General features: G+C 42.6%; 18 protein-coding genes. 16 read left to right on the forward strand and 2 right to left on the reverse strand.

Going from position 1 to position 14664, the window contains the following annotated elements:
• Positions 1 to 657 precede the first annotated feature (657 nt).
• The 9 genes from ACE4RR_RS07560 (at position 658) to ACE4RR_RS07600 (ending at position 7745) form a co-directional block, all read left to right on the forward strand.
• Entirely contained in the window at positions 658 to 1923 is a 1266-nt protein-coding gene (locus ACE4RR_RS07560; protein WP_375534802.1) for a tetratricopeptide repeat protein, read from the forward strand.
• 117 nt (positions 1924 to 2040) lie between these two features.
• Positions 2041 to 2586 carry a ReoY family proteolytic degradation factor gene (locus ACE4RR_RS07565; protein WP_375534803.1) on the forward strand — a complete coding sequence of 182 codons (546 nt, stop codon included), beginning with the start codon at positions 2041 to 2043 and terminating at the stop codon, positions 2584 to 2586.
• 120 nt (positions 2587 to 2706) lie between these two features.
• On the forward strand, positions 2707 to 3168 hold the full coding sequence (locus ACE4RR_RS07570) for a YpiF family protein (RefSeq protein WP_375534804.1): 462 nt from the start codon (positions 2707 to 2709) through the stop codon (positions 3166 to 3168).
• Positions 3169 to 3310: 142 nt separating this feature from the next.
• Positions 3311 to 3814, forward strand: coding sequence for a Rieske (2Fe-2S) protein (locus ACE4RR_RS07575; protein WP_375534805.1), 504 nt, complete (start codon positions 3311 to 3313; stop codon positions 3812 to 3814).
• Between the two features lie 14 nt (positions 3815 to 3828).
• A complete protein-coding gene (gene qcrB / locus ACE4RR_RS07580) occupies positions 3829 to 4503 on the forward strand; it encodes a menaquinol-cytochrome c reductase cytochrome b subunit (RefSeq protein ID WP_375534806.1) in 675 nt (224 codons plus the stop codon).
• A 46-nt stretch (positions 4504 to 4549) separates the two neighbouring features.
• Positions 4550 to 5410 (forward strand): menaquinol-cytochrome c reductase cytochrome b/c subunit, encoded by an 861-nt coding sequence (locus tag ACE4RR_RS07585; RefSeq protein WP_375534807.1) that lies wholly within the window; start codon positions 4550 to 4552, stop codon positions 5408 to 5410.
• An 89-nt stretch (positions 5411 to 5499) separates the two neighbouring features.
• Positions 5500 to 6096 (forward strand): lipoprotein heptaprenylglyceryl N-acetyltransferase LhaT, encoded by a 597-nt coding sequence (gene lhaT / locus ACE4RR_RS07590; RefSeq protein ID WP_375534808.1) that lies wholly within the window; start codon positions 5500 to 5502, stop codon positions 6094 to 6096.
• 91 nt (positions 6097 to 6187) lie between these two features.
• A complete protein-coding gene (locus ACE4RR_RS07595; RefSeq protein ID WP_375534809.1) occupies positions 6188 to 6976 on the forward strand; it encodes a sporulation protein YpjB in 789 nt (262 codons plus the stop codon).
• Between the two features lie 88 nt (positions 6977 to 7064).
• Positions 7065 to 7745 carry a zinc metallopeptidase gene (locus tag ACE4RR_RS07600; protein ID WP_375534810.1) on the forward strand — a complete coding sequence of 227 codons (681 nt, stop codon included), beginning with the start codon at positions 7065 to 7067 and terminating at the stop codon, positions 7743 to 7745.
• A 37-nt stretch (positions 7746 to 7782) separates the two neighbouring features.
• On the opposite strand, the gene ACE4RR_RS07605 is transcribed toward ACE4RR_RS07600, so the two are convergent.
• The gene (locus tag ACE4RR_RS07605; protein WP_375534894.1) at positions 7783 to 8037 is read right to left on the reverse strand and encodes a hypothetical protein; all 255 of its coding nucleotides are present in this window, start codon (positions 8035 to 8037) and stop codon (positions 7783 to 7785) included.
• On the reverse strand, positions 8006 to 8878 hold the full coding sequence (locus ACE4RR_RS07610) for a YitT family protein (RefSeq protein ID WP_375534811.1): 873 nt from the start codon (positions 8876 to 8878) through the stop codon (positions 8006 to 8008). Before ACE4RR_RS07610 ends, ACE4RR_RS07605 begins: the two co-directional genes overlap by 32 nt.
• A 138-nt stretch (positions 8879 to 9016) precedes the next feature.
• On the opposite strand from ACE4RR_RS07610, the gene ACE4RR_RS07615 reads away from it, so the two are divergent.
• From ACE4RR_RS07615 to ACE4RR_RS07645, 7 genes are read left to right on the forward strand one after another with little or no spacing between them, the layout of a single operon-like run.
• Positions 9017 to 9361 carry a nucleotide pyrophosphohydrolase gene (locus tag ACE4RR_RS07615; protein ID WP_375534812.1) on the forward strand — a complete coding sequence of 115 codons (345 nt, stop codon included), beginning with the start codon at positions 9017 to 9019 and terminating at the stop codon, positions 9359 to 9361.
• Positions 9358 to 10164, forward strand: a complete 807-nt coding sequence (dapB, locus tag ACE4RR_RS07620; protein WP_375534813.1) for a 4-hydroxy-tetrahydrodipicolinate reductase — start codon at positions 9358 to 9360, stop codon at positions 10162 to 10164. Before ACE4RR_RS07615 ends, dapB begins: the two co-directional genes overlap by 4 nt.
• Before the next feature lie 13 nt (positions 10165 to 10177).
• Complete coding sequence (gene mgsA, locus ACE4RR_RS07625; protein ID WP_375534814.1) at positions 10178 to 10591, forward strand: methylglyoxal synthase; 414 nt, start codon at positions 10178 to 10180, stop codon at positions 10589 to 10591.
• Entirely contained in the window at positions 10588 to 11292 is a 705-nt protein-coding gene (gene bshB1, locus ACE4RR_RS07630) for a bacillithiol biosynthesis deacetylase BshB1 (protein WP_375534815.1), read from the forward strand. Before mgsA ends, bshB1 begins: the two co-directional genes overlap by 4 nt.
• A gap of 3 nt (positions 11293 to 11295) precedes the next feature.
• Entirely contained in the window at positions 11296 to 12423 is a 1128-nt protein-coding gene (bshA, locus tag ACE4RR_RS07635; protein WP_375534816.1) for an N-acetyl-alpha-D-glucosaminyl L-malate synthase BshA, read from the forward strand.
• Positions 12410 to 13591 carry a tRNA nucleotidyltransferase/poly(A) polymerase-related protein gene (locus ACE4RR_RS07640; protein ID WP_375534817.1) on the forward strand — a complete coding sequence of 394 codons (1182 nt, stop codon included), beginning with the start codon at positions 12410 to 12412 and terminating at the stop codon, positions 13589 to 13591. Before bshA ends, ACE4RR_RS07640 begins: the two co-directional genes overlap by 14 nt.
• Positions 13588 to 14550: a biotin--[acetyl-CoA-carboxylase] ligase gene (locus ACE4RR_RS07645; RefSeq protein ID WP_375534818.1), complete on the forward strand. Its 963-nt coding sequence runs from the start codon at positions 13588 to 13590 to the stop codon at positions 14548 to 14550. The genes ACE4RR_RS07640 and ACE4RR_RS07645 overlap by 4 nt, the downstream gene beginning before the upstream one ends.
• Positions 14551 to 14664 lie beyond the last annotated feature (114 nt).

The following is a 14664-nucleotide window of genomic DNA, read 5'->3' on the forward strand; positions in this document are numbered from 1 at the left end:
CATAATAGAATCAATTTTATAAATGCTATTTTGAATATAAAACACGAACATGAACATTCGATTGTAGCGTAAGTCGACGGCTCCAGGTCGATTAAAACCGGCCACGTTCTGTGGCCAACATCGACACTAGCACCTCGTGTGCGTCGCGGGAAAAGCTTGAGGTGAAGACCCCACAGGCAGTTTGCTGCTGAGGAGGCTGAGGCCAAGCCCGTGGAAAGCGTTCGCCGAAAGCGAAATCGAATGATATATAGAAAATATATGTTATTGTTCGTATCCTCTGTTGCGATATGGACTTATGAAATTCATTCAATAATATAAATAAATTTTAATAAAACATTGACACCTATATGTATTTCGTTATAATAAAAGTAGCGTATGGTTTCTCTCCACTCCTATCCATACTCTTTATTTTGAATAGCATTTTGCTAGCCCGATTTGTAAGCGTTTACTTATCGGGTCTTTTTTTATTTCAAAAATGATATGCATGATTAAGGAAAATTTAATGAAGTAGCCAGAGCCGGATGTCAATGGTGCCGGACCACAATGGCCATTATAAGATATTTACGCACCACTAAGGGCCTTTGATATAATTTTATGCCCTGCCTGTGATAAGATTTAATTAAAATGCCGAACAATGAAAAGTCGAGGTGACCCACCATGAATAATAGAATACAGGAAGGCTTAACCCTGCTGCAAAAAGGAGACACAGAAAACGGACTTGAGCAATTAGCACTGGCAGAAAAAGATGCTTCCCACCAGGAAAAATATGATCTTATATTACTTTATCAAGAAATGGGCAGAGCGGATAAAGCGAAGCCGCTTCTTGAAGAGCTGATACGACTATATCCTGATGAAGGTGAATTGTATGTAATGATAGCGGAGACGTCTATAGATCTTGATCAAGAGGATGACGCGATTGAATGGCTGCTGGAGGTCTCTGGAGAGGACAATGTGTATTTGCAGGCGCAAATGCTGCTGGCTGATTTATATCAGCTGCAGGGACTGGATGAAGCAGCTGAAGATAAACTAAGAAAGGCATTGGAGATTGCTCCTGAGGAACCGGTTCTTTTAGCAGGACTGGCTGATTTTTATTTAGAGCGGGGAGATTTTTCAAAAAGCATTCCTTATTTAAAGCAGGCAGAAAGACTTGGATTTACATTTCCGGAGGGCAGTCTTGATCTGCGACTTGCTGAAGCTTACAGTGCCACCGGAGAGTTTGAAGATGCCCTCCGCCACTATGAAATAGGGTTAAAAGAGAAAAAAGAGACGCAGGCCATGTTCGGATATGGATTCACGGCTCTGCAGTTAAATGAATATAAGCTTGCTGCAGAACAATTAGAAGCGTTAAAAAGTATGGATCCGGAATTTGTCACTCTTTATCCATATCTTGTCCGGGCCTATGAAGGTGCTCAAATGCATGAAGAAGCTCTTAAAGCAGCAGAGGAAGGCCTCTCTGTTGACGAGTTTAATGATGGGCTGTTTACAGAGGCAGGGAAACTTTCTTTATCACTTGGCGATGAAATATCGGCAGAAAGACGTTTAAAAGAAGCGCTTGCTTTGAATCCTGCTAATTCGGAAGCTGGTCTATCACTTCTTGCTATGTGGGACAGACAGGAGGATTTTGATTCAATAATTGAGCTTGCTTCCCATTTAAGCGAGCTTGGGGAAGAAGATCCCCGGTTGACCTGGTATCAGGGAAGAGCGTATTTTGAAACAGAAAAAGATAAAAAAGCAATGGAGTGCTATGAGAAAGCATATACATCATATCAGGAGGACCCTGAATTTTTAGAAGAATTCGGCCGGCTGTTATTGGAAGCAGGGCAGCGTGGAAAGGCAGAAGCTGTATTGAAAGAAGCATTAATGCTTGATCCTTCTAATCAAGAAATTACTTATCTGCTGGAGGAGCTTGAGAGTCGCGGCTGAAAATCATTATAATCAGTACTTTGCAAGCAGGATTCTACTATTATCCCGTCGAAAAAGTGTTTATGGGTCTGATTTACAGTTGGAAAGGTGCTGTTCATAAATACAGGAGGGGTATGGATGAATGATTCAATTTCTGTATGGGAGAAAAGAGACTTTTTAAAAGCCTTCTTAAAAGGGCATAAATTGAAGAGAAGAGAATGTGCATGGCTGTTAAATTATCTACTTAGTGACGACGATCTGCTTAAGCATGTCCATATTGTGGAAAAAGCTGAGTTCTGCCCTAAGGCTTTGATCATTTCTTCAGCAGCGGCAGACCAGATGCCGTTCACCTTTCATAAGCATCAATACGTAACAATGGATGCGGAAAAAACGTTTCATGATATACGTCTGCATCCTGATGAAGAAGTGTATATTCAATTAAATTTTCCTGAGTCCGATACCGATTATTTATATAAATCAGTTCTGGAAGAAAACCCTTATCTTCCCGGGCAGAAAGAAGAAAAACTGAGTGCCAGGCTGTTTGCAGAATTCATAACAGACGAGGCGCTAAAGGCATATGAAAGAAACGAATTACAAAAAGAAATAGATGCAGCATTAGACAGGCGGGATAAACAGGCATTCTCCCGCTTAAGCTCAGAATTAAATGCGCTTGAAACCGATTGATTCTTTCCTTGTGGCTGACAAAAAGAAAAGCTGGTTCCGGGGATTCACCGGTCAGCTTTTCTTTTAGGAAAGGAATAATTTCACAAAATGTTCATGATTTATATAAAGGTGGTCACACTAATGAAATGGATACCAAATGACATTGCCCAATATGAACAAGAAAAAGCTTATATTGATACCGCTCTTGTGCCGCTATTAGCTTTGGATTTTCACAACGATATAAAACATACGGCCGCGATGGCTGAATTTACATCGCTGATGACGGGGGAAGTCGAAAAACAGTTTCGCGGGCGAATGCTTCTTACGCCGCCGTTTACTTACTTAAAAAATAATGATTTTAATGACAACCTGACTTCTTTGAAAGAATGGCTGTCCTCTATGAAAGATAGCGGTATAAAACATGTTGTTTTTATTACTTCTGATCCTTTGTGGAAAAAAGCAGAGGCTGAAATTGATGAACTATTGTTATGGATGCCGCTTGTACCTTTTGAAAATATGGATACGTCGTATAAACGTCAGATCATCTCCGAACAGATTAAACAAATATTGCCATTACTTCTTGATAAATGGAAAAATGAGTAGTTTGATGAACATGCTTTGAAATCGCTCTACAAAAGATTGACAGCGTATTGATGACTAGGCTATCATGAGTATGTCCTAGTTTTGAATTGTGTGTGTAATTTTCGTCCGGAAGGACTGAATCTATACAGCAGGGGGGGGAAATATGTTGAGTGAAAAAAATCATAATGTATCACGGCGCCAATTTCTGACGTATACGCTTACAGGTGTAGGAGGCTTTATGGCGGCGGGGATGATCATGCCGATGGCCCGGTTTGCAATTGATCCGGTATTGAAGGCTGCTGGTGAGGGTGACATGAATGCGGTTGCAGAAGTGGATGAACTGACGGAAGAACCGCAGCGGTTTGATTTCTCCTTCGAACAGCAGGATGCCTGGTATAGCTCAGAAGTTACAGAGACAGCCTGGATTTATCGGGAAGGTGATGAAATCACGGCGCTGTCACCAACATGTACTCATTTGGGCTGCACCGTGAACTGGAATGCGAATCCGGAGCACGAAAATAATTATTTTTGTCCATGCCACGGAGGCCGTTTTGAAAAAGATGGTACGAACATTGCCGGGACACCGCCGACGGAACCACTTCACAAATATCAGGTGGAAGTGCGGGACGGTACTGTATACTTAGGTAATTCAGAACCACAAATTTAGGAGGGGCGTCATTTATGTTACAACGTGTGTATGATTGGGTGGATGAACGCCTTGATATAACTCCGATGTGGCGTGATATCGCTGACCACGAAGTGCCTGAGCACGTCAATCCGGCTCATCACTTTTCGGCGTTCGTTTACTGTTTTGGGGGATTGACGTTTTTTATTACCGTCATCCAAATTTTATCTGGAATGTTTTTAACAATGTATTATGTCCCGGACATAGTAAACGCTTATGAATCAGTTCGTTATCTTCAAGGAGAGGTAGCATTCGGACTTATCGTACGGGGAATGCACCACTGGGGAGCAAGTCTGGTTATCGTAATGATGTTTTTACATACATTGCGCGTTTTCTTTACAGGTTCCTATAAACGGCCGCGTGAATTAAACTGGGTCGTAGGTGTACTTATCTTTTTTGTTATGCTCGGTTTAGGTTTTACAGGTTATTTACTTCCGTGGGATATGAAAGCTTACTTTGCTACAGTCGTTGGTCTTGAAATTGCAGAAAGTGTGCCGGTCATCGGAACACTCGCTAAGACTCTGCTGGCAGGGGACCCGGAAATTATCGGAGCACAGACGTTAACTAGATTCTTTGCGATTCACGTGTTTTTCCTGCCGGGAGCACTGCTCGGCTTGCTGGCTGCTCACTTTATAATGATCCGAAGACAGGGTATCTCAGGGCCATTGTAAAAAGCAGGTACGTATGGACACGAATACATTTTAGGAGGGAAACCTTATGCATCGCGGAAAGGGTATGAAATTCGTTGGGGATTCCCGTGTGCCTGCCGAGCGAAAGCCAAATATTCCGAAGGATTATTCGGAATTTCCCGGAAAGACAGAGGCATTTTGGCCGAATTTTCTATTGAAAGAATGGCTTGTAGGTGCGGTTTTTCTAATCGGCTATCTTTGCTTAACTGTGGCGCACCCGTCACCGCTTGAACGGATGGCGGACCCGACTGACTCCGGTTATATTCCTTTACCGGACTGGTACTTCTTATTTTTGTACCAATTATTAAAGTATGAGTATGCTGCTGGTGACTTTACGGTTATCGGGGCTGTAATAATCCCCGGCCTTGCTTTTGGCGCACTGCTTCTCGCACCATTTCTTGACAAAGGGCCGGAACGTAGAGCATCTCGCCGTCCTATAGCAAGCGGTCTTATGATATTAGGAGTTCTTGCTACGATTTACCTGACGTGGGAATCTGTAGATCATCATGATTGGGAAGCTGCTGCAGAGCAGGGAGAAATGCTTGACGAAGAAGAGGAAGAAGCCGTGGAAGAAGTCGATATGGAATCGGAAGGGTATGAAATCTTTTCTGATCAAGGCTGTATTGGCTGTCACGGGGATCAGCTGCAAGGGGCTGGTTCTGCCGGGCCGGCATTGTTCGATGTTTCCTATGATGCTGATTCTATAAAAGATATTGCAGTAGAGGGAATTGGTGAAATGCCTGCGGGCCAATTTGATGGTTCAGAAGAAGAGCTGGACATCCTTGCTGAATATATCGCAAGCGGGGGCAACCCTGAAGGCGGCGGAGATGAAGAAGGCTCCGGTGATGGAGAAGAAGAAGGCGGAGAGGAAGACAGCGAAGAAGAATGAAGCTGATCCGTCTCAGAGGGGTTGTCTCATGAGGAGACAGCCTCTCTTTTATATGGCTTTTAATAATTTTCCGGAAAGGAAGACGTTTAGTGGGATTGATTATTCGACTGCTGGCGGTGCCTTCAATGCTGTGGCTGCTGCTTTTAATTAATGTTCCAGGCACAATTTACGGCTACTGGTGGTATAAAATCCAGCTGGAACAAACCCCTCCGCATTTTTTGCTTTTTGTGCCTGACAGCCCGACTGCCAGCTTGTTTTTTTGTGGAGTACTTGTATTATTTCTGCTGAAAAAACACAATGGATTATTGGAAGCATTAGCTGCAGTTACATTAATCAAATATGGTTTATGGGCAGTGGCTATGAATCTTGCTGCCGGGGCAGCTGGTGCTGAACTGCACTGGACGCATTATATGCTGATCTGCTCTCACTTCGGAATGGCAGTTCAAGGACTATTATTCACTCCTTATTATCGTATTAAAGCATGGCAATTGACGGCAGCGGCTGTTTGGACGGTACATAATGATATCATAGATTACGTATACGGAATGTACCCATGGGTATCCTCTGTCCTGCTGCCACATATTGACCAAATTGGATACTTTACTTTTTGGTTGAGTATTAGTGCAGTTACTATGATTTATGTACTTTGTGTTCGCAAAAATAGAGTTTATTATGAACTTCCATAACATAGGGAATTTACATTTTTACTGGGGCGCTTTCCGGTCTACTTTCTGACTCATCATCATAAGATGGGACAAGGGTAAGGAGGGCGTTTTGATGATAAAAATATTTGGCACGGCCGTAAGCAGTATTCTGCTATTTTTCCTCATAATGGGTAACACTAATGCAGATAGCCACTCACAGATAACACTTGAAGAAGTAGATAAAAAAGCTGAAACGATGCTTACCTATATTGAAAATAATCAAGCAGAAGAAGCAAAACATATTTACAATTGGATTTCGGAGCATCTGCCGGCCGTACCATTCCAGCAATATCATTTAAACACCGATCAAGTATCTGCACTGCTGTCTGCGGGCTCCCAGGCTGAAGCAGCTGTTACGAGTGCTTCTATGGAAGCGCCTGAGCGAATCAATAATGTTCTTGCTTTTCGTTTGTCAATTGATGCAGCAATTAGTAAAGAGCATCCGATTTGGAAGGAAGCTGAAAAACCTTTGGTTGAACTGTTGGAGAAAGCAGAGCAGGAACTGGATTCAGGTAATGTAAATTCAGCGAGACAAAGCTTTCAGCAATGGCAGCGGCAGTTTGAGATTATTCGTTCTTCCATTTATATCGGTGTGCCTGAAGAGACATATCTGCCGTTTCTTTCACACATCCGTTATATGGATCAGGAGGATGCCTGGCTCGAAACTGGCGGAAGCAATGAGTTAACTAAATTAAAAACAGAAATGGTGAAATTATTCCAGGAGAAAAAACAAAGCAGCGCAGATCCTGCTTTATGGACAGTTATTCTATTGATAGGATGCTCTCTTCTTCTAGCTCTGGGCTACGCAGGATGGAAAAAATATAAAGCTGAAAAAGCACGCCAAAGAATGAGAAACGATTAGAAAAATATTCAGTACAAAAAGTTTGACTTTCTTTGATGTTTAAAATAAAATATTTTTAAATTGATACAATTGGAGGGCTGGTAAGGATATGGGAGGCTTTATTTTTATATATATAGCTGCTATTCTTGCGATACCATTATGGGCACAAATGAGAGTAAAGAAGACGTATAAAAAATATTCAAATGTAGCTAATTCCTCCGGTATGACCGGAGCAGAGGTTGCTCAGAAAATCCTGCACGATAATGGAATTTATGACGTTGGGGTGGAGCCTGTAAAAGGGAGACTATCCGATCATTATGACCCCCGCGCCAAGATGGTCCGTCTTTCCGAGGATAATTATTATAAAACCAGCGTTGCCGGACAGGCAGTGGCAGCTCATGAGGTCGGCCATGCGATTCAGGATGCTGAGGATTACGCGTTTCTTCGTTTCCGTCATTCGCTGGTACCGGCAGCGAATCTTGGCTCAAACTTTTCGTTTATTCTCATTCTTGCTGGTATAATACTGCAGGCATCCGGGCTTCTTCTGCTCGGGATTGTTTTTATGTCGCTTGCAGTACTTTTCCAGTTCGTAACACTTCCGGTTGAATTTAATGCCAGCAGCCGTGCAATGCACCAGATTGTTTCAACAGGAGTTATTCGCAATGATGAGGAGCGAGAGACGAAAAAAGTATTAAACGCCGCTGCACTCACATATGTGGCTGCTGCTCTCGTCGCACTGCTTGAGCTCGTCCGGTTTGTTCTTATGTACGTAGGCATGGGTGAAGAATAATGAAAAGAGGCAGTGCTCAAGACGTCTGAGCAGTGCCTCACAGGCTTTTGAGAACCCATGCTTTTCTGAAGCGTGGGTTCCTGTTTTGGGGTTGGTGGATTTCCAGCCGTTTTTTTAGCTTTAAAATAGAAAAACCACCTCTTAGCTGGCTGGGAGGTGGTTGCTGATCATTTTTATGTTCTGCGCTGATGCTGTGATTTCTTAAATGAGCATAAAGAAGGTGTGTTTGTTTTTGACGTTTACCCTTGAGGGGAGAAAAATTAGGGAGAAATCGGATTTTTATTTTCGTCAAGCGTAAAGCCTTCTCCGATAACATCCTGCACGTCATTTACGGTGACAAAGGCGTGAGGATCAATAGATTCCACTAAGTTTTTCAGCCGGATCAATTCGTTTCTGCCCACCACACAATACAGTACTTTTTTGTCTGCCCCCGTAAAAGAGCCGCTTCCCCGCAGTATTGTCGCTCCTCTTCCCATCTCTTTTAGAATCACATCAGCTATATCAGTTGATTTTTCTGAAATGATAAATGCAGCTTTTGCTGAGTATGCCCCCTGTTGAATAAAATCTATTACTTTTGCGGCAACAAATACGGCTACGAGTGTGTACATGGCTTCTATATGATTTAAATAAATCAATGAACTGGTGATGACTGCTGCATCAAAAACAAACAAGGTTTTACCCATGCTCCATCCCAGGTAACGGAAGCCAAGCTTCGCTATGATATCAGCTCCTCCTGTAGTACCACCATAGCGGAAGACAATTCCTAGTCCACTCCCGATAAAGACTCCAGCAAACAACGCAACGAGAGTCATGTCGTCCTGCAATGGCAGCTCCACAAGAGGGAATTGCTGGAACGTCCATAAAAATAGAGACAAGCTCATTGTCCCGACAATCGTATAATAAAAAACAATGCGGCTCAGCAGTTTCCAGCCGATTATGAACATTGGAATGTTTAATAAGATGTTTGACCAGGCGGGGTCTATTTGAAACATAAAATATAGTAAAAGAGTAATTCCAGTAAAACCGCCGTCAGCAAGGTTGTTTGCCATATTAAAATATACGAGGCCAAAGGACATTATGGCTGAGCCGAGCAGAATGAAGAACATATTTTTACCGTGCTTAAAAGCTGACATTCAGACCCTCCATTCATTTTAGTTTTTCTGCACAAAAACCTTACTCATTATATCTGATAAAAAGCGAATTTATCAACAGCTCCTGTGATTGTCAAACGATTGCGAATCGGATACGATGAAAAAGGAAGGTGGGATTGGATGAATCATAAAACGATGCAGGAAATTCAGCAGGAAGTTGATAATTATATCAGCCAATATAAAGAAGGATATTTCAGCCCTCTGGCTATGCTTGCCCGTCTAACTGAGGAAACGGGAGAATTAGCTAGAGAGATAAACCACTATCATGGAGAAAAGCCAAAAAAAGAATCAGAATCAGAAAATTCACTTGAACAGGAAATGGGAGATATTCTTTTTGTTCTGCTATGCTTTGCAAATTCTTTACATATTGATATGGAAGAAGCATTCGATCTCGTCATGGACAAGTTTCGCTTTAGAGACAAAGACCGCTGGACGAAAATAGACAAAGGAGAGAATGAACGATGAAAACAGAGAACATTCGAATTATAGTAGCTGGACCTCGTGGAAAAATGGGAAAAGAAGCGGTATGGCTTGTTCACCGAACAGAACAGTTCGAGCTTGTGGCAGCAGTCGATTCAAAAAATAACGGATTGCTGCTTCAGGATTTAAATGGGATGCCGGAGGAAGACACGCCGGTCTTCGATAATATGGAAACCTGCCTGCAGCAAATAGAAGCTGATGTACTAATTGATCTTACTGCACCTGAAGCAGGTAAGCATCATCTTGAATTGGCTCTCGATTATGGTGTGCGTCCCGTGGTGGGGACGACTGGATTTACACAGCAGGATGTTGAGCGTCTGCGTGAAAAATCAGAAGAGAAGGAGCTTGGAGCAATAATTGCTCCGAATTTTGCCATTGGTGCAATATTGATGATGAAATTTTCTCAAATGGCTGCGAAATATTTTTCCGATGTAGAGATTATGGAATTGCATCATGACCGTAAGCTGGACGCTCCGTCAGGCACAGCAGTAAAAACAGCTCAATTAATAAGTGACATCCGGGAAACCAAGGAGCAGGGCCATCCGGATGAGAAGGAAGAACTTACAGGTGCCCGCGGAGCATCTGTAGATGGCATGAGAATTCATAGTATAAGACTTCCTGGGCTTGTAGCACATCAGGAGGTATTGTTCGGTGGGAGCGGACAGACATTGAAAATACGACATGATTCCATGAACAGGGAATCTTTCATGCCAGGAGTAAAAATTGCTGCTGAGACAGTACTTACTTTGAAAACGCTCGTGTATGGACTGGAAAATATACTTGAATAAGAAAGGAATTAAAATGAAAATTGCGTTAATCGCCCATGATGAAAAAAAAGAGGATATGATTCAATTTGCTCAGGCTTATAAAAAGCTTTTAGAACAGCATGTTCTCCATGCCACAGGTACTACAGGAAAAAGACTTAATAAAGAAGCTGGACTCGAAGTTATCCGGCATTTATCCGGCCCGTATGGAGGGGATCAGCAAATTGGATCTCTTGTCGCAGACGGAAAGATAGATATGATTTTGTTTTTTCGTGATCCCTTGACTGCCCAGCCGCATGAACCGGATATTTCTGCTTTGATCAGACTTTGTGATGTACATGGTGTGCCGGTGGCTACGAATATGGCTACCGCAGAAGTCCTCGTAAAAGGAATCGAAAATGGTCTTCTTGAATTTAGAAGGGTTGAAAAAAGAGAGGGGAAGCTCCAATGACACAGGAGACCCTGCTTATTTTTGGCGCCCATCCGGATGATGCTGAAATTGGAATGGGCGGCACGATAGCTCTGCATGCTGCACGCGGCGATGAAGTGTTTGTCTGTTCCCTGACAAAAGCTGAATTATCATCTAATGGGACAGTAGCAGATCGTCAGGAGGAAGCGGAAAAAGCGGGTAAAGTTCTGGGAATTACGTCACGTTTTCAGTTGAGTTTTACCGACCGGGGGATTAACGTAGAGAGTGAAGCTTATCACGACGTAGTTTCATTAATTCGCAGCTTAAAACCCGATGCCGTTTTTTCCCCCCAGAAAGAAGACAGGCACCCTGATCACGGCGACTGCGGTGAACTTATTAAACAGGCTGTTTTTGACGCGGGCTTAAGAAATTTTTCTTCTTCGACTGCAGCTGCGCATAAAGTGAACGCACATTACCAATATATCATTAATGGAATGGTGCTTCCTGATTTTTTTGTAAGAATCAGCAAGTGGCAGCAGACTAAAGAAAAGTCCCTTCTCTGTTACGAAAGCCAATTTTTAAATAAATCAGGTGGTGTCAGTACACCTCTGACAGAAGGATATGTGGAAGCGGTTCGGGCAAGGGATCGTTTCTTCGGCAAACAGGCTGGTGCTGATTATGCTGAAGGTTTCATTAAGCAATCGGTGCTAGCATTTGACTCCATTCCAATAAGGAGACCATAAATCGTGAAAATAGGTATTACATGTTATCCGACAGTTGGTGGATCGGGAGTAGTGGCGACAGAACTTGGAAAGCTTTTAGCAGAAAAAGGACATGAAGTCCACTTTATTTCCACCAGCCTCCCTTTTCGATTGAACAAAACCTACCCTAATATTTATTACCATGAAGTAGAGGTAAATCAATATGAAGTTTTTCAATACCCTCCGTACTCATTAACATTAGCAAGTAAAATGGCACAGGTGATCGATACGGAAAATTTGGATATCCTGCATGTCCATTATGCCGTCCCGCATGCTGTATGTGCTTTGCTGGCGAAGGATATGACGAAAAAAAATATAAAAATCGTCACTACCCTGCATGGAACAGATATTACTGTACTCGGCCACGATCCTTCTCTGCGGGATATTATCCGGTATGCCATTGAACGATCCGATAAAGTAACAGCTGTTTCAAACGCCCTCGTTGCAGACACAAAACGGGTACTGACTACAGATAAGAAGATGACGACCGTATATAACTTCGTTGATGAACGAGTATATGATGAAAAACCTGCGGATACATTATTAAAAAAAGCGTACGGTATACGGGACGAAGAAAAAGTAGTCATTCATATTTCCAATTTCCGTCCCGTGAAACGTATTGAAGATGTGATCAAAGCTTTTGCAGAAGTTAAAAGCATTCCAGCAGTTCTTCTCATGATCGGCGACGGGCCTGAACGGCAGCGGGCTTATGAGCTTACCGAACGGCTTGGAATTCAAAGCAGAGTTTATTTTCTAGGCAATCAAAAAAATGTGATTGATTTTATTCATTTAGCTGATTGTATGCTGCTGTTATCTGAAAAAGAAAGCTTTGGACTTGCTGCGCTGGAAGCAATGGCGTGCGGTGTGCCTGTTATTGGAACGAATGTCGGTGGAATCCCCGAGGTCATTTCGGATGGGGAAACCGGCTTTCTCTGCCGCTGCGGTGATTATAAAGCAGCAGGAAGGCTGACAAAAGAACTGCTTGAAGATGAAACGCTCCACCTTCGTTTTTCCGAAGCTTCGAAGAAAAGGGCAGCACATCTATTTGCTTCAGAGCTTATCGTTAAGCAGTATGAATCTATATATGAAGAGGCGGCAAATGACTTCGAATGATAATCTCAATGATAACCGAAATTTATCAGATGCGATTCAGCTACTAAAAGTACTTCGACAAAAAGGTATTTATGCTGTTGTTGCCGGTGGAGCGGTGAGAGATAAGATTCTCATGAAGCCGCCTGCTGATGTAGACATTGCTGTAGATGCCGGAAACGAAGAACTGCTTGATAAATGTCCAGAAGCTTTTTTTCCTTCAAATCATTTTGACTCTGCACTGCTGCCGTTTAAAAATTCAGTCTATGAAATTACCCCTTTTCGCGGAAACAGCAAAAATCTTATAGATGATTTAGCAAAACGGGATTTTACAATGAATGCGATGGCTCTCAATGAAGAACAAAGCTTGATAGATCCTTATTATGGAAGGGCTGATATAAAAGCTGGAATCATCCGGGCGGTCGGAAATGCAAACGCTCGTTTTCAGGAGGACCCGCTCCGCATCCTCCGTGCCTACCGCTTCATGTCCAAGTTTGGCTGGGAGATAGAACCTGTTACTCTTACAGCAATTCAAGAAGAAAAACACCGTTTGGGTGATGTGGCAGTGGAACGTCTTAGGAAAGAAATAGATGAATTGCTCATAGGACAGTATCATCCAAAAAGCGTGAGTGCACTACAGAGAGATAGGATTGCTGCATGCTTTCCAGAACGGCTTCGGGGACGTAAGACGCTGTCTTTTCAAAATAGAAGTGTCTCCTTCGCCACTTTTTCCACTCTAAATGAAAAAAGAGCTGCTTTTTTCATTTGTCTTTATAATTGTGAGGCCGGTCAATTCATTCATGAATGGAAGTATTCAAACAAAGATAAAAAAAAGATTAAACTTATAATTGAGTCTGGAACTAAAAGCAAACACTTTCATACAAAAGGGTGGGGGTTGTATCAAATTGGCCTGGAATCGGCGCTGCAGGTGGAAAGATTTCAGCAATGGATTACGTCATCTAAAGATCCGCAGATGCTTAAAACAATTTCAGCGGAGTATAAAAAACTCCCTATAAAATCAAAACAAGAGCTTGCAGTTGATGGTTCAGAAATTCTTCGGCTATATCCTGAAATAGAAAAATCCTGTATTGGTACCTTACTTACAAAAATTGAAAGACTGGTTGTAGAAAAACGGCTGGCAAATGACAAAGAAGAAATAATAAAATTTTTGAAGGAAAGGCTGAAAACATGAGAGACAAATTATTGAAGCTGCTCGACGACCCTTCCACCGAATATGTTTCTGGCCAAGAAATCAGCACAAAACTTGGTATATCCAGGACAGCTGTGTGGAAACACATTGAAGAGCTGAGAAAGAACGGCTACCAGCTTGAAGCAGTTCCCCGCAAAGGCTATAAGCTTACACACACACCAAATGTCGCGAGCGCAGATGAAGTGAAATCGAGGCTGAACACAACTACGATAGGTAAAGACATTATTTTTAAAAAAGAGCTTCCATCAACTCAAAAACTTGCGCACGATATGGCAAGAAATGAAGCAGAGGAAGGGACAGTGATTGTCGCGGATCAACAGCTCGAAGGAAAAGGGCGTCTTGGCAGAAGCTGGCATTCTCCAGCCGGCACCGGGCTGTGGTTTAGTATTATTTTAAGGCCGGACGTCCCGCCTCATCATGCACCTCAGCTTACACTGCTGACGGCAGTAGCAGCAGCCGAAGGCATAGAGTCAGCCACAGGCGTGAAGGCAGAAATAAAGTGGCCGAATGATATATTATTTAAAGGAAAAAAAATTGCAGGAATTTTGACTGAAATGCAGTCAGACCCGGATAAGGTGCAGGCGGTTATCGTCGGAATCGGAATGAATGTTAATCAAGAGAAGCATCAATTTCCGAGTGAGCTTTCAGATAAAGCTACCTCTCTTGCCATTGAAGCGGGAAGAACGTTTCATCGTGCAGATGTAATAGCAGCGATATTAGAGAGATATGAATACTTGTATTTTTACTATTTAAAAGAAGGATTTGAAGGGGTGCGTAAACGCTGGGAGGCGCTGGCTGTAACTATCGGAAAAAACATTACCGCCAGAACAGTTGCCAAAACATTTACCGGCAGGGCAAAAGGAATTACAGATGATGGCGTGCTCATGCTTGAAACCGCTTCCGGAAGAATAGAATATATCTATAGCGCTGATATCGAATAACCATAACATATAAAAAATTTGCTATACTGAACTCAGTGCAGTCTGCAGGCTGTATCCCAGTGAATGGTACTGCTTATTGCTGCATCAATAAATATACACATTGCACTGCCTTGA

Origin of the sequence: Alteribacillus sp. HJP-4, assembly GCF_042139015.1 — a bacterium.
Classification (GTDB): domain Bacteria; phylum Bacillota; class Bacilli; order Bacillales; family Marinococcaceae; genus JBHIKY01.